This is a genomic window from Engelhardtia mirabilis (assembly GCF_007748095.1).
Classification (GTDB): domain Bacteria; phylum Planctomycetota; class UBA1135; order UBA1135.
On sequence record NZ_CP036287.1, the window covers coordinates 6,178,608 to 6,200,059 of the forward strand.

Sequence of the window (21,452 nt, forward strand, 5' to 3'; positions counted from 1 at the left end):
GCTCGCACGGTAGACGATCCACGGCCGACGTGGCGACCCGGAGATCGTCGCCTCCGAGCCCGGGTCGTCGGCGCGGCCTGGCGAACGATGCGGCCTATCGCGGCCGCAGCAGCAGGTCCCGATCCGCCTCGCGCGCCGCGGCCCGTCCGGCCTCGATGTCGACGCGCTTGAGGATCAGGCCGCCCACCACGAAGAAGGGCAGGACCGAGAGGATCGCCAGGCGCGGCTCGTCCGTCTGCCGGACGACCAGGAAGAAGGCCGCCGGTCCGAGCACCCCGGCGAACTTCTCGAGCACCGCGAAGATCGCGAAGAACTCGCCTGACTTGTGCCTGGGAATCATGCTCGCGAACAGGGAACGCGAGAGGGCCTGGGTTCCGCCCATCACCAGCCCCACGCTGATCGCCAGGACCAGGAAGTGGGTCTCGTTCTGCATGCCGTAGGCCAAGAGCGTGATCAGCAGGTAGAAGCCGACGCCGACCAGGATCGCCGGCCTCGTTCCGATGCGTGCCGCCAGGCGGCCGAAGCCGATGGCGCAGGGCACGCCCACGAACTGCACCAACAGGATCGACAGCAGCATCACCGACTGGTCCAGGTCGAGCAGGCCGCCGAAGAAGACTGACATGCGGATGATCGTGCCGATGCCGTCGTTGTAGATCAGAAACGCCACCATCATCAGGAAGGCGTGGCGGTAGGAGCGCAGCTCGCGCAGGGTCTCGCCCAGACGCACCACGGCCACGCGCAGGGATCCGCGATCACCGGTCTCGTCGGGCTCGATCAGCCGCGGCGGCTCGGGCACGCGCAGGAAGAGCGGGATCGAGAAGACGCCCCACCACAGGGCCACGGACAGGAAGGCCAAGCGCGTGGGCAGGGTCGCTTCGGCCGGCGTCAGGCCCTCGCCCGAGGGCAGCCCGAACAGCTCCGGCTTGATGATCCAGGCCAGGTTGAGGGCCAGCAGCAGCCCGCCGCCAAGGTAGCCCAGGGAGTAGGCGCTGGTGGACAGGCGATCCATCTCCTCGCCCTCCGCCACGTGCGGCAAGAGCGCGTCGTAGAAGACGAAGCTGCCCGAGGCGCCGATGTTGGCCAGTCCGAAGAGCACCACCGCCAGGTAGGCGTCGCCCGGTCCGATCAGGAACATCGCCGCCGTGGCGGCCACGCCCAAGACGAGGAAGCAGCCCAGGAGGCGTTTGCGGATCGCGCGGTAGTCGCCGAGGGCTCCCAGGAGCGGCGCCAAGAGCGCGATCGTGAGCAGGGCGATGGTGGTGCCCAGGCTGAACAGCTCGGCCGACTCCGAGTCGGTCAGCCCCTCGGAGGCGACGCGCTCGAAGTAGATCGGAAAGACGGCCGTGACGATGACGGTCATCATCGCCGAGTTGGCCCAGTCGTAGAGGGCCCAGGCCCGCTTGGGCGGGGAGTCGAGGGCGAGGCGCGAGAGCACGCCCCCACCCGCGGATGCCGGCCGGTCGTCGCTGGGGTTGGTCAAGGTGGCGCGAGGCTAACCCGCCCCCGCGCCGATGCGAAGTGGCGGCCCCGAACGGCGCGCGGCCGCCGGCGGGATCTTCCGCCGGCGGCCGCGAACCGCGTCGCCCGGCCTCAAGCCGAGCGCAGCTTGGGCGTCAGCCCCGGGCTGATCGTGACCCGGTTGCGTCCGCCCGACTTGGAGCTGTAGACCGATTCATCCGCCAGCCGCATCAGGTGATCGATGTCGACGATCCCCGGCTCGTACTGCGCGACGCCGACGCTGACCGTCACGTTGCGCTTGAACTTGCCGAACTCGACCACGTTCTCCTCCACGGCCGAGCGCACCCGCTCGGCGATGTGACTCGCGACGTCGACCGCGACGCCCGGGCAGATCACGAGGAACTCCTCGCCACCCATGCGGGCCGCCAGGTCCTGACGCCGCAGGGATTGCCGCAGCACGCGGGAGGTCTCCTGCAGCACGACGTCGCCGACGTCGTGTCCGTAGTCGTCGTTGACGCGCTTGAAGTGGTCGATATCGAGGGCCACCACGGAGATCGGCGTGTCCGTGTCCATGGCGTGCTTCCAGGTGCGCTCGAAGTGAGCCATGGCGCAGCGCCGGTTCGGCAGCTTGGTCAGGAAGTCCGTGTTCGCGGCCTCCTTGAGCTGTCGGTTCAGGCGCGTCATCTGCATCGCGTTCTTCATGTGGATCTCCTGGTCGCGCTCGACCTGCTCCTGCAGGCGCACCAGTCGGATCCCCGCCCGCAGCCGCGCGAGCAGCACGCGCGGGATGAAGGGCTTGGTGATGAAGTCATCGACGCCGGCCTCGAAGCCCTCGAGCACGCGCTCTTCGTTGCCGTCGCCGGTGAGCAGCAGCACGTAGATGCGCTTACCGAAGCGCGAGCGGCGCAGGGCCTTGCAGAACTCGAGCCCGTTCAGGTCGGGCATGTTCAGGTCGGTGACGATGATCTGCGGGCGCAGCTTCAGGGTCATCGCCAGGGCCTCGCGACCGTTGCGGGCAGTGTGGACCTCGTGGCCGGCCTCCTTCAGGTGCCGCGCCAGGACGCGCAGGGAGAGGGGGTCGTCGTCCACGGCGAGCACTCGCACCGGCAGCTCGGCGGCCTCGACGACCTCGATCACCTTGTTCCCGGACAGTTGCTGCTCGAGGTTGGCCGAGCGCACCCGCTCCGCCATGTCCTCGGTGGGCAGCTCGAGCACCGCCCCCCACTCGACCCAGTCGGCGACGACCTCGTCGCAGAGCTCGGCCAGGTCGATGTCGCCGGCGTCGAGTCGGCGACGCAGCAGGTTGAGCTGCTCGAGCAGGACCGGATCGGCCTGGCGGCCGGCCATGCAGTACTTGGCGATGATCGCGCCGTCCACCAGCACCTGGAAGAGCTGCATCGAGCTCTCGTCCAGCGAGTCCTCGCCGGTCTCGTCCTCCAGGTACATGACCACGTCCTGGAAGCGCTCGGGCAGCCCCCAATCGGCCATCAGCGACGCGGCGACCTCGCAGTGGTTGATCCGGAACGCCTCGGTCTCGAGCAGCTTGCGGTCCAACCCGGGGTCGGACGCGAGGCGATCGATGATCTCGGCGTAGTCCTCCGGATGGGTGCAGGCCAGGGCCAGCTCGCCGATCGCCGCCATCAGGCCGCAGGTGAAGGCCTCCGCCGGATCGGCGCGCCCCAGCTCACGGCTGAGTTTGGACGCCGCGATGCCGCAGGCCAGGGACTCCGACCAGTAGCCGTCGTAGTCGAAGCGGGTGCAGGCGCCGGACCGGTTGCCGGTCACCAGGGTGAAACCCAGCGCGACCGTCGAGACCGTCTTCAACCCCAGGCGCATCGCGGCCTCGTTGAGGCTCGAGATGGGACGGCTGGTGGAGACCTGCGCCGATGTGGCCAGCTTGACGATCCGACCGGTGAGGGCCGGGTCCGCCTGCATTGTCTCGATCAGCTCGTCGATCGAGCAGTCCTCCTCCTGCGTAAGGGTGAGAATGCGCATGCCGACGCCACTGGGCGAGGGCAACTGACCGGTGGCTTTGAGCTCTTCGAATTCCTTACGGAACATCGGGCGGGGGGCGTTGGGGTAGAGCGGGCGGGTGGAGAGAAATGTCGCCTTCGCGACTCAGGCCAACTCGGCCTCGAGGGCAGTGCGAACGCGCTCGTATTGGGTCTTGGACTGCTCGACCAAGGGACGCGCGCCATCGACATCGCCGCCCCGCCCGGCGCTTTCGATCGCTCGGCACAGCTCGGCAAGGGAGAAGGCCCCGAGGTTCCCGCAGCTGGACTTGAGCGCGTGGGCCACGCGGCTCAGGGCCTCCGAATCGCCGGCGCTGAGGGCCTCGTCCATGGCCTGCAGACGTGCCGGCGTGTCATCCATGAACATTGACACCAGATCGGCGAATAGCTCCGGATCGTCGTCGCCGCCGAGAGCCTTGAGGCTGGCGACGATCTCGAGATCGAGTAGCGACTTGTCGTCGGAGTTGTCCAAGGGGGCCGAACCGGGGGGGGGGGTGGATGGCGAGTTCCTGCAGACGGACCAGCTGGGGTCCGACTGCAACCGATCTGGTTTCGGCGTCGCCGAGGTCCACACTCAAGACGCGTCGGCGAATCCGGGACCCGGTCGCCCGCCAGACCTAGAACAGCGGCCTGGGAGGGGTTCTGGTCCCTCAGCGGTGCCCGAAAACCCCGCGCACGTGGCGCTCGAGGTGGGCCTCGAGCAGGGGGTCGTCGGCCGGGACCTCGGCCAGGTCGGCCACCCGCCCCATGACCCCGGGTTCCAGCCCACAGGGTCGGAAGCGCTCGAAGCCGGCCAGATCGTTCGAGACGTTCAGGGCCAGGCCGTGCCAGGTGACCCAGCGGCGCACGGCCACGCCGATGGAGCAGACCTTGTGGCCGCCGGCCCAGACCCCGGTCAGGCCCTCCCGCCGCTCGCCCTCCACGCCCAGGTCCGCCAGGGTCCGCAGGACGACCTCTTCGAGGTCGCGCAGGTAGGCGTGCAGGTCCCGCCGGCCGAGCGGCAGGAGGAACAGGGGGTAGGCCACCAACTGCCCGGGTCCGTGCCAGGTGGCCTCGCCGCCGCGCTCGATCTCGACCAGGGGCAGGTCGAGCCCGTCGGCCGCGCCCTCGGGAGTTCGGCGACCGAGGGTGACGACTTCCGGGTGCTCCAGCAGCAGCAGCTGGTCGCAGACCTCCCCGGCTGCCCGCTGGGCGACCAACTCCTGCTGCAGATCACGCGCGCGGGCGTAGTCGAACCGCCCCAGCCGCCGAACCTCGAGCTCGGGACCCAGGGGCGGCCGGGGCGTCGGCGGTGTCGCCGGTCCGCCCGTCACTCGGGCTTCTGGTAGATGTGAACGGCCATGCGGTGCACCGCCTCGGCGGCCTCCATCATGGCCTCGGGCAGGGTCGGGTGGGCGTGGATCGTGCGCGCCAGGTCCTCGGTGGTGGCGCCCATCTCGATCGCCAGGGCCGCCTCGGCCACCAGCTCGGTGACCTCGGGCCCGACCATGTGGACCCCGAGCACCTCGTCGGTCTTGGCGTCGGCCACGATCTTCACGAAGCCGTCCGTCTCCATCAGGCTCATGGCCCGACCGGACGCGGCGAAGGGGAACTGGCCGGTGACGACCTCGATGCCCTTGCTCTTGGCCTCGTCCTCGAGCATCCCGACCGAGGCCATCTCCGGCGCGGTGAAGATCACCGCCGGTACGCAGCGCACGTCGTAGCGCTCGTTCTGTCCAGCGATCACCGCTGCGGCGACGAGGCCCTCCTTGCTGCCCTTGTGGGCCAGCATGGGCTGACCGGCGATGTCACCGATGCAGTAGATGTTCGGGACCTTGGTCCGCATCTGATCGTCGACGGGGATGAAGCCGGGCTTCTCGGTCGAGAGGCCGACCTTGTCCAGGCCCAGGCCCTCGGAGAAGGGCTTGCGACCCACGGTGCACAGGATCTGGTCGCACTCGATCACGCGCGACTTGCCCTCGACTTCGATGCGGACCTCGAGGCCCTTCTTCTTGGCCTCGTAGCCCTTGGCGAAGGCGTTCGCGATGAAGTCGATCTTCATCTTCTTCATCGAGCGCTCGATGACCTTCACGCAGTCGCGATCCTGGCCGGGGAGCGCACCCGCGGTGGCCTCGACCACCGTGACCTCGGAGCCCAGCTTGCGGTACATCATGCCCAGCTCGAGCCCGATGTAGCCGCCGCCGATGACCAGGAGGCGCTTCGGCAGCGCCTTGGGCGCCAAGGCCTCGGTCGACGACCAGACGCTCTCGCCGAACTCGAACCCGGGGATCGCCAGGGGCACAGAGCCCGTTGCGATCACGATGTCGTCGCACTGGATGGTCTGCTTGCCGTCCTTGCCGGTGACGCTGACCGTGTTCTTGTCCACGATCGTCGCCGCGCCGTAGACCACCTCGCAGCCGTGGTTCTTGAGCAGGATGCCGACGCCGCCGGTCAGCTTGGCAACCACGCTGGCCTTCCAGGACACCAGCTTTTCCACGTCCAGGCTCATGCCCTCGACGGTCAGACCCAGGGCGCTGGCCTTGCCGATCTTGTCCATCAACGAACCGGCCGCGATCATCGCCTTGGAGGGGATGCAGCCCACGTTGAGGCAGGTCCCGCCCAGGGCGTCCTTCTCGACGACGGTGACTTGTTGGCCCAGTTGCGCCAGACGGATGGCGCAGACATAGCCCGCGGGACCGGCACCGATGACGACGACTTTGCGGCTCTTGGCCATGGAGAGTGAGGAGGCTTCGGAGGTTGGAGCTTGGGTCCGCTACTCGCGCGGGATACCGAGCCAGAAGGCGGAGTAGACGAGCGGCGCCAGGAACAGGGCCGGCAGCCAGAAGTAGGCGATCGGGGCGGTCACCAGGAACAGCCCGAAGAACACCGAACGCACCACGCTCACGTCCAGACCTGCGGCGCGCGCCAGGGCGGCGCACACGCCACCGAGCACGGAGCCTTGGCGAGGACGGAGGAAGGTGCGATCGGAGCGCGGCATGGCTTGGTGCGGGAAGACTCTGTTCCGAGGGCTCAGGGCCGAGGGCTCAGGGCCAGAGACCGAGCCTCGTGCCAGGGAGGCGGCCCCGGGAATGCGGTACCCGGATTCGCAGGCCCCGGAATGGATGACTTGATTCGGCGCGACTAGAGCGGGAAGGCGCCGTCGCCCTTCTGGGCCTCGCCGTGCTTCTCGGCGACGCGCAAGAAGTCGTTGTACTGGCGTCGCAGGTGCGTCGGGACCTCGGCGTAGATGTCCTCGACCAGCGAGCGCAGGGGCATGGGGTCGACGATCTCCTGGGCGTGGATCTCGGCATCGATGGTCGCTTCGTGGCGCGCGCGCAGGCCGGCCAGCCCGCCCTCGGGCAGCGAACCACGCTTGGTCAAGAGGCGCTCGAAACGCAGGATCGGATCCCGGTCGCGCCACAGCTCGACCTCGGCCTCGTCGCGGTACTTGGTCGGATCGTCCGAGCTGGAGTGGCCCATCAGGCGATAGGTGCGCAGCACCAAGAGGGCCGGGCCGGCGCCTGCCCGGGCGCGACCGATCAAGGCCGCCATGGCCTCGTGCACGGCTACCGCGTCGTTGCCGTCGACTTGGAACCCGGGGATGCCGTAGGCCTTGGCCTTGGCGGCGTAGGACACGCTCGCGGTCTGGGCCGACGAGGGCACCGAGATCGCCCAGCCGTTGTCGACGCAGACGAAGACGCAGGGCGCCTGCCACACACCGGCGAAGTTCATGCCGCTGTGAAAGCCCGAGGAGCTGGTGGCCCCGTCGCCGAAGAAGATGGTGTGGACCTCGTCGGTGCCGCGCTGCTTGGAAGCGTAGGCAGCACCGACCCCGTGTGTGATCTGCGTGCCGATGACCGACGACCAGCTCGGGTAGTTGGTGCCCTTGTGCTGGAAGTGGTTGCACATCTGCCGCCCCTTCGCCGTGTCCATCGAGTTGCAGTACATCTGCGCGATGTACTCGGATAGCGGCAGCCCGCGCAGCAGGGCGGCGCCGCCCTCGCGCAGGCCCGACCACATCCAGTCCGTCGGGCGCATGGCCCGCGCCGCCCCGGCCATGGTGGCCTCGAGGCCCAGCATCGACCCCACGAAGCCGATGCGCCCCGCGCGCTGCAACTTGAGCATGCGCTCGTCGACGCAGCGCACGAAGAGCATCTCGCTGAACACTTCGTTCAGCCATGCGTCGTCGTAGCCCGGGAAGTCGGGCGACAACTCGCCGGTCTGGTCGACGAAGCAATCGTGGATCTGCACGGTCGATTCCAAGGGTGCGTCTCGAGGTTGGTCGGTTCGGAGGGAAGGGCCCGCTGCGGGCTCAGAGGGCCAGGAGCACCGGGTCCTCGAGCAGTTCCTTCATCCGCACCAGGAAGCGCGCACCGTCGGCGCCGTCCGCCAGGCGGTGGTCGACGCTGCACGACAGGTTCATGTAGTGGCGCACCTCGAACACGTCGCCGTCGGGCGTCTCGACCACGCCCGGACGCTTGACGATGCGGTGCACGCCGAGGATCGCGACCTCGGGGAAGTTGATGATCGGCGTGGCCAGGATGCCGCCGATGTTGCCCGCATTGGTGATCGAGAAGGTGCTGCCGGACAGCTCCTCCGGCTTGACCTTGCCCTCACGGGTACGGCCGGCCAACTCGTTCAGGTCGCTGGCGAGCTCGAGCACCGCCTTGGAGTCGGCCCCGCGGATCACCGGCACGATCAGCCCGTTGGGCGTGTCCGTGGCGATGCCGAGGTCGACGTAGTTGTAGCGGACGATCTCGTTCGTGCTCTCGTCCAGCTTGGCGTTGAGCATCGGGAAGTCACGCAGTGCGAGGGCCGCCGCCTTCATGATGAAGGGCATGTAGGTGACCTTGATGTCGCGCTTCGCGCCGTAGTCCTTCGCGCGCGCGCGCACCGCGACCAGCTCGGTCACGTCCAGCTCCTCGACGACCGTGAAGTGCGGCGCCGTGTACATGGAGCGCGACATGGCCTCGGCGATCTTGCGCCGCACGCCGCGGAAGGGAATGCGCGTCTCGCGCTCGGTGGGCGCGAGGGAGACGGGTGCGGGCTTGGGACTCGCAGCTGCCGGCTTGGTCGCGACGCTGGCCTTGGCTGCGGTGGTCGCAGCCGCCGGGGCCGCAGAACCGCCGCTGGCGAAGGCCTCCACGTCCGCGCGCCGGATCACGCCGTTGCGCCCGGATCCGGGCACGCTGGACAGGTCGATGCCCAGATCGCGCGCGACCCGACGGGCGCTGGGAACCGCCAGCACCTTGCCCCCGGGACGCTCGATCGGCGCGTGGGCGCCGTTGGAGCTGGGTGCGGCCGCCGCAGCCGCCTTCGCGGGGGCTGCTGCGGGCGCGGCCGCGGCCGGAGCTGACGCCGACGAGCCACCGCCAGCGGTCTGCAGCACGAAGATCACCGAACCCACCGGCACCACGTCGCCCTCGTTCGCGCGCAGCTCGCCGATCGTGCCGGCGGCCGGCGAGGGCACCTCGACCGTGGCCTTGTCGGTCATCACCTCGACCACCGCCTGGTGCTCGTCGACGGCGTCGCCCGCGGCTACCAGCCACTTGACGATCTCACCCTCGGCGATGCCCTCGCCGATGTCGGGCAGCTTGAACTCGAGCGTGCCGCCCGTCGCAGCCGCCGGAGCGGCGACCGTGGCCGTGCCCCCACCACCGGAGGCGCCGCTACCACCGCCCGCAGCACTCGCGGCCGCGCTGGCCGGTGCCGACGCAGCGGCGCTGCCGCCACCGGAGGTTTCGAGCACGAAGATCACGTCCCCCACCGGAACCACGTCGCCCTCACCGGCGCGCAATTCGGCGATCGTGCCGGCCGCTGGCGAGGGCACCTCGACCGTGGCCTTGTCGGTCATCACCTCGACGACCGCCTGGTGCTCCTCGACGACGTCGCCGGCAGCGACGAGCCACTTGACGATTTCACCTTCGGCGATGCCTTCGCCGATGTCCGGCAGCTTGAACTCGAGAGCCATGGATGGTCGGTGGGGTGTTGGCCGAGGTGTCGGCCGTGCAGGTGTGCGGGCGGGGTGGGCGGACGGGGGCGGGCAGGCGAGGGCGGGCGCAGCCTGCGCTAATAGCGCGCGGTGCGCTCGATGGCATCGAGCACGCGGCGGGCGTCGGGCAGGTAGTGGTGCTCGAGGGTGTTGGGGAAGGGCGTGTCGAAGCCTGCGACGCGGGCCACGGGCGCTTCCATGTACTCGATGCAACGCTCGGCGATCATCGCGCTGATCTCGGCGCCGAAGCCGCAGAAGCGCGGGGCCTCGTGCACGACGACCACGCGACCGGTGCGCTTGGCGGCCTCGATCACGCCGTCCTCGTCGAGCGGCAGCAGCGTGCGCAGATCGACGATCTCGGTCTCGATCCCGGACTCGGCCGCCGTGCGGGCCGCTTCCTCGCAGACCGCGACCATCGCGCCGTAGCAGAAGACCGTCACGTCGCCGCCCTCGCGCACCATACGCAGGGTGGACAGGTCGACGGTGTACTCACCTTCGGGAACCTCGCCCTTGATCTTGCGGTACAGAGCCTTGGGCTCCAGGAAGAGCACCGGATCGGGATCCTGGATCGAGGCGATCAGAAGCCCCTTCGCATCGTAGGGCGTCGACGGCACCACGACCTTGAGGCCGGGCGTGTGGCAGAAGTAAGCCTCGCCTGACTGGCTGTGGTATAGCCCGCCGCGGATGCCCCCGCCGAACGGCGTGCGGATCACCATCGGCGCCGTGTACTGACCGCCCGAGCGGTAGCGCAGCTTGGCCGCCTCACTGACGATCTGGTCGAAGGCCGGGAAGATGAAGTCCTGGAACTGGATCTCCGCCACCGGACGCAGGCCGTTCATGGCCATGCCGATCGCCGCGCCGACGATGCCGTCCTCGGAGAGGGGCGTGTCGAAGCAGCGGTTCTTGCCGAACTCCTTGGTCAGGCCCTCGGTGGCGAGGAACACGCCGCCCTTGGGGCCCACGTCTTCGCCGAACACGCAGACCGTGGGGTCGGCGGACATCGCGGTGCGCAGGCCGTCGTTGACGGCTTGGATCAGGGTCAGGTTGGCCATGGGTCGGTTCGGTTCGATCGGGGGGGCCGACGCGTGATCGGACGTCGGGGTCGGGTCGGGGATGTCTGGGGGCCCGAATCGCAGTCGTTGGAGCGCAGACGGTGGAGCAGGACCAGCGAGGCGCAGTCGGCGCCTCGCTACCCGCGGCTCGCCGTCAGAGCGGGAAGGAGCCGTCGCCGGCCGCCGCGTCGCCCTTGCGGGCGGCGAGGTCGTAGGCCTCCTGGCCCTGGGCGCGGAGGTGGGCGGGGATCTCGGCGTACACGTCGGAGAAGATCGTCTCGAGTCCGGGGTCGGCTGCCGCCTGGGCCTCCTTGACCGCGGCGTCGATGCGCGTGCGCGCCTCGGCGTGGAACTGCGCGCGGGAGTCGGGCTCGACCAGGCCGCGGCTCTGCAGGTAGCGCTCGAAGCGGTCGACCGGATCCTTGGCCTTCCACTCCTCGACCAGCTCGGCCGGCACGTAGCGGGTCGGGTCGTCGGAGGTCGAGTGACCGCCCATGCGGAAGGTCTTGGCCTCGATCAGCGTCGGCCCGTCACCGGCGCGCGCGCGGGCCACCGCGTCGGCCACCACCTGGTGCACGGCCAAGAGGTCGTTGCCGTCGACGGTGACGCCGGGAATGCCGTAGGCCTCGCCCTTGACCGCGTAGCCGTCCGAGGCGGTCTGCTCGTCGGAGGGGCAGGAGATCGCGTAGCCGTTGTTCTGACACAGGAACACCACCGGCGACTTCCACACGCCGGCGAAGTTCAAACCCGAGTGGAAGCCCAGGCTGGACGTGCCGCCGTCGCCGAAGCTGCAGATGGCGACGGTGTCCTCGCCGCGCTGCTGCATGGCGTAGGCCGCGCCCACCGCCTGGGGGATGTGGGTGCCGATGGGCGAGGAGATCGAGACGAAGTGGATCGGATCGACGAAGCTGAAGTGCACCGGCATCTGCCGGCCCTTCGCCGTGTCGCGCTCGTTCCCGAACATGTTATGCATCATCTCGACGGGCTCGACGCCGTGGTACAGCGCCATGCCGAAGTCGCGATAGCTGGGGAAGAACCAGTCGCTCGCACGCAGGGCACTGGCAGCGCCCACCTGGGTCGCCTCGACGCCGAGGTTGGGGATCGAGAAGTCGATCCGGCCGGAGCGCTGCAGCTTGAGGCAGATCTCGTCGAAGACCCGCACCATGATCATGGCGCGGTAGCAGCGCATCAGCTCGTCCTTGGACAAGGACGTCACGTGGCCGTTGACGCTGCCGTCGGGCTCGATCACAGAGAGGGGGCTGGTACTGGTCATGGTCGTTGTCACGCGCCGGGGATGCGGTCGAGCTCCCGGGCGGGGTCGTAGGTCTCGGGGAGAGCGGCGGCACGATCCTCCATCCGCGCGCGCACCATGCGCTCGGCGAAGAACTCCGCCGCCTTGTAGCTCGAGCGAACCAGGGGGCCGGCCGCGGTGTAGAGGAATCCGAGCTCGTCGCCGAGCGCGCGCAGCCCGTCGAACACGGCGGGCTCGACGTACTCGCGCACGGGGGCGTGGTTCGGGGTCGGCCGCAGGTACTGGCCGATGGTCAGGAAGTCGACGCCTGCCCCGCGCAAGAGACCCATCGCCTCGCGTAGCTCATCGGTCGTCTCACCCAGGCCGACCATGATCGACGACTTGGTGAAGACCGTGCCCGACTCTGCCTTGGCCTGGGTCAGGGTCTGGAGCGAGCGCTCGAAGCTGCAACGCGGGTCGCGGATCTTGCGCTGCAGGCGCGGCACCACCTCGACGTTGTGGGCCAGGACGTGGGGCCGGGCCGCCATCAAGGTCGACAGGGGCGCGCCGATGTAGTCGGGCACGAGGGTCTCGACGATCGTGTTCGGGCTGCGCTCGCGCAGGGCGCTGACGCAGGCGGCGTAGTGGCCGGCACCGCCGTCGGGCAGGTCGTCGCGGTCGACGCTGGTGATCACCAGGTACGAGAGGCCCAACTCGGCCACGGCCTCGGCCACGTGGGCCGGCTCGGCGGGGTCGGGCGGCGCGGCCTGCTGCACCGTCTTGACCGCACAGAAGCGACAGCGGCGGGTGCACTCGTCGCCGAGCACCATGATCGTCATGGTCGCCCGCTGACCCTTCCAGCACTCGCCCACGTTGGGACAGCGCGCCTCCTCACAGACCGTGTGCAGGCCCAGCCGCCGCGTCATCTCCTTGAGGCGCGTGTAGCCCTCGCCGCCGGGCAGCGGGACCTTCAGCCAGGGCGGCTTGCGCTCGAAGCGCGGACGCGTCGGCGCGGTCGACCCAGCGGTGGCCCCGTGGTGCTCGCTCCTGGGAGCGGACGCGTCGCTGGCGGGGGCGCCGGACGCGGGGTGGGCCTGGTCTTCGGGGGACTCCATCGGGGCGAATTTTGGCCCGAGAGAATAGCACAGCGGGGGGGGCGGCCGGCGCCCTCGGAGGCGGGGGCGGCCGGCCCCGCGCCGATGAGCCATCGGGGTCACCGGACCCAAGCGAAGGGGGCTTCCAGGGCGCGCTGGCACCCTGGAAGCCCCCCTTGCGCGGGCACGGCGATCCCGGAGCCTTGCCGGCCCGGGTCGGCGAATCAGTTCACGAAGGGATCGAGCTCCCGACGCAGGGTCGGGGTGTCCAACTTCGACAGGGCGCGGACCTGGATCTGGCGCACGCGCTCCACGCTGACCTTCAGGTCGTCGGCGACCTCCGCCAGGGTGTGCTCGCGCTCGTAACCCAGGCCGAAGCGCTTCCTGACCACGAACTGCTCGCGGTCGGAGAGCTTCGCCAGGGCCTGCTCGAGTCCCTCACCCAGGGTGACGTCCTCCAAGCGCGTCGAGTAGGGCCCGTCCTCGTCCTGCTCCTCGGTTAGCAGGTCACGCAGGCGGTTGCCGTCGCCGTCGTCCCCGCCGAAGTCCGCGTCCAGGGAGTAGGCAGAGCGCGCCGCGCCCAGGGCCGACTTGACCAGGTTCTCGGTCAGGTCGGTGATCTCGGCGATCTGTTCGGCCGAGGCGTTGGTGTCGCCCAGGCGGATCTGCGCCTGGTTGATCTGCTTGAGCGCCTTCTGCAGGTACACGGGCACCCGCACGGTGCTGCTGCAGTTGTAGAGGTAGTTGCGGAAGGCCTGGTTGAGCCAGTGCACCGCGTAGGTGCGGAACAAGAGCCCGCGGCGCCAATCGAAGCCATCCACGGCCCGGAACAGGGCGGCGCTGCCCTCCTGGATCAGGTCCGAGCGGTTGATCGAGGAGTGCGTGTAGCGCTCCACGTTGATCAGGACCAGGTAGAGGTTGCGCTCGACCAGCTCCGTGCGCAGGGCGTGGAGCTCGGCCGCCCGCCGCAGGGCGCGCTCGTCGGCCTTGTTCTTGCGCGGGGTCTCGCGGCCCAGGTCGAACCACTGCACGGACATCTGGCCGATGCCGTCCAGGAGCTCGCCCTCGTGGCCGGCGGCCTCGCGCGCGACGCCCAGCCGCAGCCGCGCGAACTCCACGCGGCGGGCCAACTGGGCCTCGGGCTCACGCCCGATGGTCTCGATGCGCTCGATGTCCCCGCGCAGCTGCTCCAGCAGTCCTGCGGCCGGACGGCGGGCGCCCTCCGGCAGGGCTCGGCGCCAAGTGGTCGGGTCGGAGATCTCGAGCAGCATTCCGTCCCGGTCGAGCTCGGCGATCAGTTCGAGGCAGCGGGCCTCGAATGCGTCGGGATCGGCGGCGAAGCCGTCGAGAATCGGGTCGAGTTCGCGGTGGGAGAGGATCTTTGCAGCCATGGGATGGGTGGCCCTGCGGCCTGCAGGTCCTACGAGCGAATCGCAGGGAGTGCAGCCGCGGATTCCAGAAAAATAACTCTACAGAGAGCTAACGCTGGCGCCGGTACGGGCCCTGCTCGACATAGCCTCGCAACACCTGTGCCGCCGGAAACTCCAGGGGCCATCTAGCGTTCAAGTTCAAGTCAGAGTCCCGGTTCACCTAGGTGCTCCAGGCCCGTAGAGGCGCTCGACCGCCCAGGGTTCCTGACAGTTGTAGAACCCTCTCGTGAACAGCCGAGCCGATCGCGGTTGCATACGCATGGCCGTCGGGGAGGCTGACTGGAATCCGAGAGAAGTGAACCGATCGGTCCTGAACCCGGGTCGAGGGCGTCCTAGCCCACGTCGGTCACCAGGATTCGGGCTAGCCTGCGAGGGACCCTCGCGTCTCGATGCCCGTTCCCCAGCCCACCGCCGCCGACTCTCGGGCCTCTACTTGGGATGCCGTCCAGGGGACTTTCGACGTTGCCATCGTCGGGGGCGGCGTGGGCGGAGCGGCGGTCTTCAGCGAACTCGCGCGGCGGGGCTACCGCTGCCTGCTCGTGGACCGAGGCGACTTCGCCAGCGGAACGAGCCAGGCCTCAGGGATGCTCGTCTGGGGCGGCCTGCTGTACCTGCGGCGCCTTGAACTCGCGACGGTCGTTCGACTCTCGCGCGCTCGTGACGAACTACTGCTCACCGATTCACACGCCGTCCGAACGGCGGCCTTCCGCTTCTTCACACGCCCGGGCGGCCGACACCCCTGGATGGTCAGGGGAGCTCTGGAGGCCTACTGGTTGCTCGGCGCCGGCCGGCGGGGACGCCCCCGCCGGGGAGGAATGCCGGGGACCCGCGACGTCCTGGCCCCGGACCGCTTCGGCCGCTCCTACAGCTACGAGGAGGGCTACCTGGCGACCTCCGATGCCCGCTTGACCCTGGATTGGATCCTCGCCGCAAGCGATGGGGAGCGCGTCGCGATCAACCACGCCGAGCTGGTCGGTGCGGACCGCTCTGCAGGACGGCGCCCGTCTTGGGAGCTCGAGCTCGTCGACCGGCGGACGGGCCACGCTCGGACGGCCCGAGCCCGAACCCTCGTCGTCGCCGCCGGGGTCTGGGCCGACGACGTGGCGCGCCGCTGCCAGCTCGCCACGCGCCACCGGCACGTGTTCTCCAAGGGGGTCTACCTGGGTCTTCCGCGGCCGCAGGGGCTCGAGGAGTTCCTGGCCATCGACATGGGCCGCCACGGCGACACCCTGACCCTGACCCCTTGGGGGCCGATCGCGCTCTGGGGCCCGACCGAGACGGGTATAGAGACCATCGACGAAGGCCTCGCGCCCACGCGCGACGACGTCCGTTTCCTCCTGGACGCGGCCAACGAGAACCTCGCCGGACACTTCACCGGTGCCAATGTCGTCTCGCTGCGCTGCGGCATCCGGCCCCTCGCGGTGCCCGACAGCTACGACCGCAAGGTCTACCCCCTGGATCTCTCTCGGCGCTGCGTCGTCGACGTGGACGCCGCGCGCGGGGGGCTGACGCTGTACGGCGGCAAGATCACCTCCGCCCGCGACCAGGCGCGCCGGGCCGCCCACGCGATCGGGCGCCTGGTCGAGCCGACCGGGACGCCGGCGGCGGGGCGGACCACGGCCGATCCTCCGATCACGGACCTCGGCCTCGGCGGCCATGCGTCGCCGGTCGTCGACCCTGAGCACGCCCGCGATCACGAGTCCTGCGCGACCCTCGACGACTACCTGCGCCGGCGCACGACCATTGCCCAATGGATCCCTCGCTTGGGCTTGGGCCGTGCCGACGAGAATCGTGCGACCCTGCAGCGCGTGGCCGGGATCATCGAGGGCGCCGACCGGGCCAGCGCCGCAGTCGACGAACTCGCGGACCGGGCGCGGGCTCAAGACGACCTCCTGGGGCTGCTCTGATTCCACCTTCCTGCGCCGCCATGAAACCCACCGTCGACCTGCCCCACGAGCCCACCTGCGCCTGGCCGTTCTTCGACTCGGACGACGAGGCCGCGGTGCTGCGGATCCTGCGCGACGGCAACGTCTCGACCCATCCGGTCATCCGCGAGCTCGAAGCCGACTGGGCGCGCTTCACCGGGCGCCGCCACGGCCTGGCCCACGCCAGCGGGACCGCCGGGCTGATGGCGGCCTTCTTCGCCCTCGACCTGCAGCCAGGCGACGAGGTGCTCGTGCCGACGGCGACCTTCTGGGCTTCGGTCCTGCCGATGTTGTGGTTCGGGCTCGTACCCGTCTTCTGCGAGAGCGAGTCCGAGCGACTCGGCCCCTGTCCGGTCGACATGGCGCGCCGCATCACGCCGCGCACCCGCGCCATGGTGGTCGTGCACCTGTGGGGGCTGCCGGCGAAGATGAGCGAACTGCGCGCCCTGGCCGACCAGCACGGTCTCGCAATCGTCGAGGACGCCAGCCACACCCACGGCGCCACCTGGCGCGGGCGGGCCTGCGGTTCCCTGGGGGACGTCTCGGTGCTCAGCCTGCAGGGCGACAAGCTCGCGCCGGCGGGCGAGGGCGGGATCCTGCTCACCGACGACGACCAGATCCACGAGCGCGCGACCTGCCTGGGCGACATCACGCGGATCATCGAGCTGGACTCCGTCGCGCGGCGCTTCGCCGCGACGTCCTTCGGGGTCAAGACGCGCATCGCGCCGCTGTCGGCCGCGCTTGGCCGCTCGCAACTGGCGAAGCTGCCGGACTTGAACGCGCGCAGGAACGCCAACCACCGGCGCCTGTGCCTGGCGCTCGAGGCGCTCGGCTTCGAGACCTTCCTCGGCCCCGACCACGTGGAGCGGGTCTGGTTCGAGTTCATCGTCCGGCACCGCGACCCCGCGCGCGACGTCGACGCCCTGATCGAGCGGCTCACACGCGAGGGCTGCCGCGCCGCCGCGCCGCGCTATCCGCTGCTGCACCAACAGCCGTTCTTCGCCGAGGGCCACTGGCGTCAGATCGCGCGGGTGCCGTCGAGTGACGCGACGATGGCAGGCGTCGACGAGCTGGCCGACACCGCCCGCGAGAACCGCCGCCTGATCCGGCTCCCGAACTTCCCCGGCCCCGACAACGGCATCGTCGACCAGTACGCAGAGGCCTTCGCCCGCGCCGTCGAATGAAGCTGCGCCTGGCGAGTGCCGCACTGCACCTGACCCACCTGGCGGTGATCGGCTTCTCGACCCTGGGCTGGCTGTGGGCCCCCGCGCGGCCCTACCACTTGGCCCTGGCCGCGCTGATCGCTGCGTCTTGGTTCGTGCTCGGGCCGCTGGTCGGTCAGCCGGGGCTGTGTGCGGTGACCGCGGTGCAGCACCGCATCTGGGAGCGCCTGGCAGTCGAACGCCCGCAGAGCTACGTGGTCTTCCTGGTCGAGCTCGTCACCCGCCGCCCGGCGAACCCCGTCACCGTCGACCGCATGACCCAGGCAGTCTTCTACGCCACCACCGTGGCCTCGATCGTGCTCTTCGCGACCGAGCACTGAGCGGACCGTTCGCTCCCCGTGCCGAACGCGCGCGGCGGCGTCCCCCGCATCGGAGGGACGCCGCCGCGTCTCGATCGTCGCTCAGGGCCGAAGCGGCCCGGCCGAGCTCACTCCGCGATCGCCTCTTCTTCGGAGTAGCTCTTCTGCTCCTCGGTCGGGATGTAGGGCTCGATGTGCGCGAGCTGCTCGGACTCCTTGATCAGGTTGCGCGCGATCACGAGGCGCTGGACCTGGTTGGTGCCCTCGTAGATCTGGAGGATCTTCGCGTCCCGGAAGCACTTGGCGATCGGGTAGTCCTCCATGAAGCCGTAGCCGCCGAAGATCTGCACCGCGTCGGTGGCGACCTCCATCGCCGCGTCGGTGGCGAAGCACTTCGCGATGGCCGCGTTCTTGGTGATGTTCTGCTCACCGGCGTCGACCGCGGCGGCGCAGGAGTAGACCAGCCAGCGCGCGGCCTGGGTCTTCATGGCCATGTTGGCCAGCATCTCCTGGACCATCTGGAACGAGGAGATCGGCTTGCCGAACTGGATGCGCTTGTTGGCGTAGACCGTGGCCAGCTCGAGCGAGCCCTGGGCCGCGCCGACGCCCTGGGCAGCGACGCCCGGACGGGCGTGGTCGAGGGTCATCATGGCGTGCTTGAAGCCCATCCCGGCGCGGCCGCCGAGTAGGTTCGCATGGGGTACGCGGACCCCATCGAAGTGCGTCTCCACCACCGGCACGGTGCGGATACCCATCTTGTCCTCGACCTTGCCGATGGTGAAACCGTCGGTGCCCTTCTCGACCAGGATGGCGCTGATGCGGCGCGACTTGCTGGTCGGATCGGTGACGCAGAAGACGGTGTAGATGTCCGCCACGCCGCCGTTGGTGGTCCACTTCTTCTCGCCGCGGATGATCCAGTCGCCGTCCTTGCCGCCCTCTTGCTCGGCGCGCACGGCCAGGCCGCCCGCGTCGGAGCCGGCGCCCTTCTCGGACAGGCAGAATGCGCACAGCTTCTTGCCCTCGGCGACGAGCGGCAGCCATTTCGACTTCTGCTCTTCAGTGCCGCCCAGGACGATCGGGAAGGAGCCCAGGGCGTTGACCGCGAAGGCCACGCCGAAGCCCGAGTCGGCCCGCGCCAGCTCCTCGGTCACCATCGCCAGGGCGAGCACGCCGGCGCCCACGCCGCCGTACTCCTTGGGGATCCACGTCTTGAGCAGGCCGGCCTCGGCCACTGCCTGCATCGCTTCGTGGTTGTACTCCTGCGCCTTGTCGAACTTCGCCGCGTTGGGGCGGACGTGCTTCTCGGCGATCTCGCGGGCCTTGTCGCGGAGCTCGAGGGCGAGGTCCGAGAAGATGACGTTGTGGGGCATGCTGGCTGGCTCCCCGGTCGAGCTCAGAGGGGGGACGACCGGTCGGGGTTCCTGTGGGGTCGTCGGGAACCGCGGGGGTCAGATCCGACGAGCAGAGCCCCGGATCATAGCGCCTGGCGGGGCCCGGCTGACCGCGCGACGACCAGGAGGCGACCGGGTCCGAAGCCGGGGAGCGTCCGGGTCTCGATCAGGCGGGCTTCGTCGAAGCCCGAGGCCGCCAAGCGGCGCGAAATCTCGTCCCAGGTGTACAGGCGCAGGCGCTCGACCCAGGCCGCCACCGGATCCCGGCCGCGCTCGATCCGCACCCGCTTGACCACGGTGGAGCCGCCCGCGAGTCGACGGCCTTCGCGCAGGGTCAGGCCGCCGACCCGCCGGACCGAGCGCGGCACCAGGCGCGCGGCCGTGTCATCGGGGTCGGGCAGGTCGAGCACCAGGCTGCCCCCGGGCCTCAGCACGCGGGCGAGTTCGGCCAGCACGGCCAGGTCGCCGTCCTCGCCGTGGTAGCCGAAGCTCGAGAAGAGCGACAGCACCAGATCCACGCGGCCGGGAGCCAGGGGCAGCCGACGCAGATCCGACCGCACCAGGGACGCTGTGGGCCTCCGCCGGCGGGCCTGGGCCAGGCGCGCCGCCGAGAGGTCCACGCCGACGCTCCGGAACCCTGCGCCCAACAAGGCCCCGAGGTGTCGCCCGGCGCCACAACCGGCGTCGAGAGCAAGTGGGGACTGCCCCTGCTCGGGCCCTCCCCCGGGGGGCCAACCGAGGACCCGAGTCAAGGATTGGAGTTGGACATTGGCCTCGAATGGCCCGCGGTGGCCATAGGCGACCTCGACCAGTGGGCCGAACGCGGCTCGGTACCAATCGTCACGGCGAGGGGTGGGCATGGCGGCAGTTGGCGCTTCGGGATGGCCCGGCGAGCTGGACGAGCGTAGGCAATCCGCGACCCACTCGGACCTGCTGCCCCGCCCCCGACGCTTCGCGGCCTGACGGCTAAATGACGTCGGCGACAACGCCCCCTTCCCCCCCCACCAAAGCGCGCTAGGCTCGCTGGAGACCCGCCCCCCCACGATCGGACCTCAGCTCGAGGCACCAACCTCGACCTGCCCCCCCGAATGGGCGGGGTAGGCTTCCACCGGACTCCTCGCTACCCGGATAGACGTCTATCCAGCCAGTGCTCGGCACACTGGCGCTGTCAGCAAATCTGACGGCCGACGAACCTGCCAGACCCGCCTGCCCATGCAATTCATCAGCACAATCAACGCAGCCAACGCCGCGCGGAGTCTTCCGCTCGCGCTGATCGCCGCCGCCAGCCTCGCCGCCTGCTCCGGCGGAAACGGCGCCGTCGAAACTCCGCTCCAGCTCCAGATCGGATCAGTCGATCCTCAGTTGGCCCAGATCGACCTGGGGCGAAAATTCTTCTTCGACGAGCGCACCTCCGCACCGCAGGGAGTCTCTTGCGGCATGTGCCACAACCCCTCCAAGGGTTGGGGTGATGACCGCCCTCAGGGCAAGGGCGTGCAGGACCACACCCTCGCCGGTGACGTCGACGGTGACGGGATGCCTGACCACGAGGGCACCCTGGCCGTGGCCGGCAACTACTTCAAGACCATCCTGACGCCGCGCAACACACCGACGATCTACAACGCGCACGTCTTCCCGAACATCTTCTGGGACGGGCGCGCCGGTGACCTGGTGCACCAGGCGCAGTTCCCCGTCGAAGCCGGGTTCGAGATGAACACGAGTTGGGACGCCCACGTGCTGCCGATGATCTCGGCCGACCCCGAGTACACCCAGCTCCTGACCGATGCCTACGGCGACGGGGCGGCGACGAAGCAGCGACTGATCGAGGCGATCGGCGCATACGAAGCCACCATCAGCGTCTTCGACACGCCCTTCGACGACTACGAGGCCGGCAAGCTCTACGCCCTGAACAAGCAGGAGAAGCGAGGCCACAAGGTCTTCTTCGGCAAGGGTGGCTGCTTCCAATGCCATCCGGCTCCGCTCCTGACCACCACCGGCTACGCCAACACAGGCGTGCCGACTGCCGGCAGCTTCGCGCTGAACGGCGGCGTCGACCTGGGCCGCGGTGTGTACACGGACCTGACCCAAGATCCTCCGGTCGACATCGACAACCCCGCGGACTACGCCAAGTTCAAGATCCCGCAGCTCCGCATGGTTGGTGTCACGGGCCCCTACATGCATAACGGCGCCTTCTCGACCCTCGAGGAAGTGGTCGAGTTCTACGACCAAGGCGGAGGACCCGACCTCTCGGGCACTGGTACCAAGGATCCGCGCATCGTCCCGCTCGGCCTGTCTCCAGGCGAGAAGGCCGCGCTGGTCGCATTCCTCGAGTTCGCACTGACCGGCGACGAGATCAAGTGAGAGGGAAG

18 protein-coding genes are annotated in these 21,452 nt (G+C 69.6%); 4 read left to right on the forward strand and 14 right to left on the reverse strand.

Going from position 1 to position 21,452, the window contains the following annotated elements; translation table 11 throughout:
* Positions 1–94: 94 nt before the first annotated feature.
* From Pla133_RS22795 to Pla133_RS22850, 12 genes are all read right to left on the reverse strand, one after another.
* Positions 95–1,480 (reverse strand): MFS transporter, encoded by a 1,386-nt coding sequence (locus tag Pla133_RS22795; RefSeq protein ID WP_419191870.1) that lies wholly within the window; start codon positions 1,478–1,480, stop codon positions 95–97.
* Positions 1,481–1,590: 110 nt separating this feature from the next.
* Positions 1,591–3,519, reverse strand: a complete 1,929-nt coding sequence (locus tag Pla133_RS22800) for a diguanylate cyclase (RefSeq protein WP_145069611.1) — start codon at positions 3,517–3,519, stop codon at positions 1,591–1,593.
* Between the two features lie 57 nt (positions 3,520–3,576).
* Positions 3,577–3,942 (reverse strand): Hpt domain-containing protein, encoded by a 366-nt coding sequence (locus Pla133_RS22805; RefSeq protein WP_145069613.1) that lies wholly within the window; start codon positions 3,940–3,942, stop codon positions 3,577–3,579.
* A 178-nt stretch (positions 3,943–4,120) separates the two neighbouring features.
* Entirely contained in the window at positions 4,121–4,783 is a 663-nt protein-coding gene (gene lipB, locus Pla133_RS22810) for a lipoyl(octanoyl) transferase LipB (RefSeq protein ID WP_145069615.1), read from the reverse strand.
* Positions 4,780–6,183, reverse strand: a complete 1,404-nt coding sequence (gene lpdA, locus Pla133_RS22815) for a dihydrolipoyl dehydrogenase (RefSeq protein WP_145069617.1) — start codon at positions 6,181–6,183, stop codon at positions 4,780–4,782. The genes lipB and lpdA overlap by 4 nt, the downstream gene beginning before the upstream one ends.
* Before the next feature lie 39 nt (positions 6,184–6,222).
* Positions 6,223–6,447 carry a PspC domain-containing protein gene (locus tag Pla133_RS22820; protein WP_145069619.1) on the reverse strand — a complete coding sequence of 75 codons (225 nt, stop codon included), beginning with the start codon at positions 6,445–6,447 and terminating at the stop codon, positions 6,223–6,225.
* 143 nt (positions 6,448–6,590) lie between these two features.
* Complete coding sequence (locus Pla133_RS22825; protein WP_419191871.1) at positions 6,591–7,700, reverse strand: thiamine pyrophosphate-dependent dehydrogenase E1 component subunit alpha; 1,110 nt, start codon at positions 7,698–7,700, stop codon at positions 6,591–6,593.
* Positions 7,701–7,761: 61 nt separating this feature from the next.
* Positions 7,762–9,420: a 2-oxo acid dehydrogenase subunit E2 gene (locus Pla133_RS22830; RefSeq protein ID WP_145069621.1), complete on the reverse strand. Its 1,659-nt coding sequence runs from the start codon at positions 9,418–9,420 to the stop codon at positions 7,762–7,764.
* Positions 9,421–9,518: 98 nt separating this feature from the next.
* Positions 9,519–10,493 carry an alpha-ketoacid dehydrogenase subunit beta gene (locus tag Pla133_RS22835; protein WP_145069623.1) on the reverse strand — a complete coding sequence of 325 codons (975 nt, stop codon included), beginning with the start codon at positions 10,491–10,493 and terminating at the stop codon, positions 9,519–9,521.
* Between the two features lie 154 nt (positions 10,494–10,647).
* Positions 10,648–11,766, reverse strand: a complete 1,119-nt coding sequence (locus Pla133_RS22840; protein WP_145069625.1) for a thiamine pyrophosphate-dependent dehydrogenase E1 component subunit alpha — start codon at positions 11,764–11,766, stop codon at positions 10,648–10,650.
* 8 nt (positions 11,767–11,774) lie between these two features.
* Positions 11,775–12,839 carry a lipoyl synthase gene (lipA, locus tag Pla133_RS22845; RefSeq protein WP_145069627.1) on the reverse strand — a complete coding sequence of 355 codons (1,065 nt, stop codon included), beginning with the start codon at positions 12,837–12,839 and terminating at the stop codon, positions 11,775–11,777.
* A 203-nt stretch (positions 12,840–13,042) separates the two neighbouring features.
* Positions 13,043–14,209 (reverse strand): sigma-70 family RNA polymerase sigma factor, encoded by a 1,167-nt coding sequence (locus tag Pla133_RS22850; protein ID WP_145069629.1) that lies wholly within the window; start codon positions 14,207–14,209, stop codon positions 13,043–13,045.
* Between the two features lie 428 nt (positions 14,210–14,637).
* Between Pla133_RS22850 and Pla133_RS22855 the strand changes: the two genes are divergently transcribed.
* Genes Pla133_RS22855 through Pla133_RS22865 form a run of 3 tightly spaced genes read left to right on the forward strand, consistent with a single transcriptional unit; the run spans position 14,638 to position 17,716 of the window.
* Positions 14,638–16,155, forward strand: a complete 1,518-nt coding sequence (locus Pla133_RS22855; protein WP_145069631.1) for an FAD-dependent oxidoreductase — start codon at positions 14,638–14,640, stop codon at positions 16,153–16,155.
* A 20-nt stretch (positions 16,156–16,175) separates the two neighbouring features.
* Positions 16,176–17,357 carry a DegT/DnrJ/EryC1/StrS family aminotransferase gene (locus tag Pla133_RS22860; RefSeq protein ID WP_419191872.1) on the forward strand — a complete coding sequence of 394 codons (1,182 nt, stop codon included), beginning with the start codon at positions 16,176–16,178 and terminating at the stop codon, positions 17,355–17,357.
* Entirely contained in the window at positions 17,354–17,716 is a 363-nt protein-coding gene (locus tag Pla133_RS22865) for a hypothetical protein (RefSeq protein WP_145069637.1), read from the forward strand. Before Pla133_RS22860 ends, Pla133_RS22865 begins: the two co-directional genes overlap by 4 nt.
* A gap of 107 nt (positions 17,717–17,823) precedes the next feature.
* On the opposite strand, the gene Pla133_RS22870 is transcribed toward Pla133_RS22865, so the two are convergent.
* Both Pla133_RS22870 and Pla133_RS22875 read right to left on the reverse strand, forming a co-directional pair.
* Positions 17,824–19,065 (reverse strand): acyl-CoA dehydrogenase family protein, encoded by a 1,242-nt coding sequence (locus Pla133_RS22870; RefSeq protein WP_145069639.1) that lies wholly within the window; start codon positions 19,063–19,065, stop codon positions 17,824–17,826.
* 104 nt (positions 19,066–19,169) lie between these two features.
* Positions 19,170–19,946, reverse strand: coding sequence for a class I SAM-dependent methyltransferase (locus tag Pla133_RS22875; protein ID WP_145069642.1), 777 nt, complete (start codon positions 19,944–19,946; stop codon positions 19,170–19,172).
* Positions 19,947–20,298: 352 nt separating this feature from the next.
* On the opposite strand from Pla133_RS22875, the gene Pla133_RS22880 reads away from it, so the two are divergent.
* Positions 20,299–21,444, forward strand: a complete 1,146-nt coding sequence (locus Pla133_RS22880) for a cytochrome-c peroxidase (RefSeq protein WP_145069644.1) — start codon at positions 20,299–20,301, stop codon at positions 21,442–21,444.
* Positions 21,445–21,452: the final 8 nt, after the last annotated feature.

Bases quoted from the DNA above. Each gene is read 5' to 3' on its own strand.
- Pla133_RS22865 (WP_145069637.1), top strand. From the start codon at position 17,354: ATGAAGCTGCGCCTGGCGAGTGCCGCACTGCACCTGACCCACCTGGCG.
- Pla133_RS22840 (WP_145069625.1), bottom strand. From the start codon at position 11,766: ATGACCAGTACCAGCCCCCTCTCTGTGATCGAGCCCGACGGCAGCGTC.
- lipA (WP_145069627.1), bottom strand. From the start codon at position 12,839: ATGGAGTCCCCCGAAGACCAGGCCCACCCCGCGTCCGGCGCCCCCGCC.
- Pla133_RS22870 (WP_145069639.1), bottom strand. From the start codon at position 19,065: ATGCCCCACAACGTCATCTTCTCGGACCTCGCCCTCGAGCTCCGCGAC.
- Pla133_RS22875 (WP_145069642.1), bottom strand. From the start codon at position 19,946: ATGCCCACCCCTCGCCGTGACGATTGGTACCGAGCCGCGTTCGGCCCA.
- Pla133_RS22820 (WP_145069619.1), bottom strand. From the start codon at position 6,447: ATGCCGCGCTCCGATCGCACCTTCCTCCGTCCTCGCCAAGGCTCCGTG.
- Pla133_RS22835 (WP_145069623.1), bottom strand. From the start codon at position 10,493: ATGGCCAACCTGACCCTGATCCAAGCCGTCAACGACGGCCTGCGCACC.
- Pla133_RS22800 (WP_145069611.1), bottom strand. From the start codon at position 3,519: ATGTTCCGTAAGGAATTCGAAGAGCTCAAAGCCACCGGTCAGTTGCCC.
- lpdA (WP_145069617.1), bottom strand. From the start codon at position 6,183: ATGGCCAAGAGCCGCAAAGTCGTCGTCATCGGTGCCGGTCCCGCGGGC.
- Pla133_RS22860 (WP_419191872.1), top strand. From the start codon at position 16,176: ATGAAACCCACCGTCGACCTGCCCCACGAGCCCACCTGCGCCTGGCCG.
- Pla133_RS22855 (WP_145069631.1), top strand. From the start codon at position 14,638: ATGCCCGTTCCCCAGCCCACCGCCGCCGACTCTCGGGCCTCTACTTGG.
- Pla133_RS22850 (WP_145069629.1), bottom strand. From the start codon at position 14,209: ATGGCTGCAAAGATCCTCTCCCACCGCGAACTCGACCCGATTCTCGAC.
- Pla133_RS22830 (WP_145069621.1), bottom strand. From the start codon at position 9,420: ATGGCTCTCGAGTTCAAGCTGCCGGACATCGGCGAAGGCATCGCCGAA.
- Pla133_RS22880 (WP_145069644.1), top strand. From the start codon at position 20,299: ATGCAATTCATCAGCACAATCAACGCAGCCAACGCCGCGCGGAGTCTT.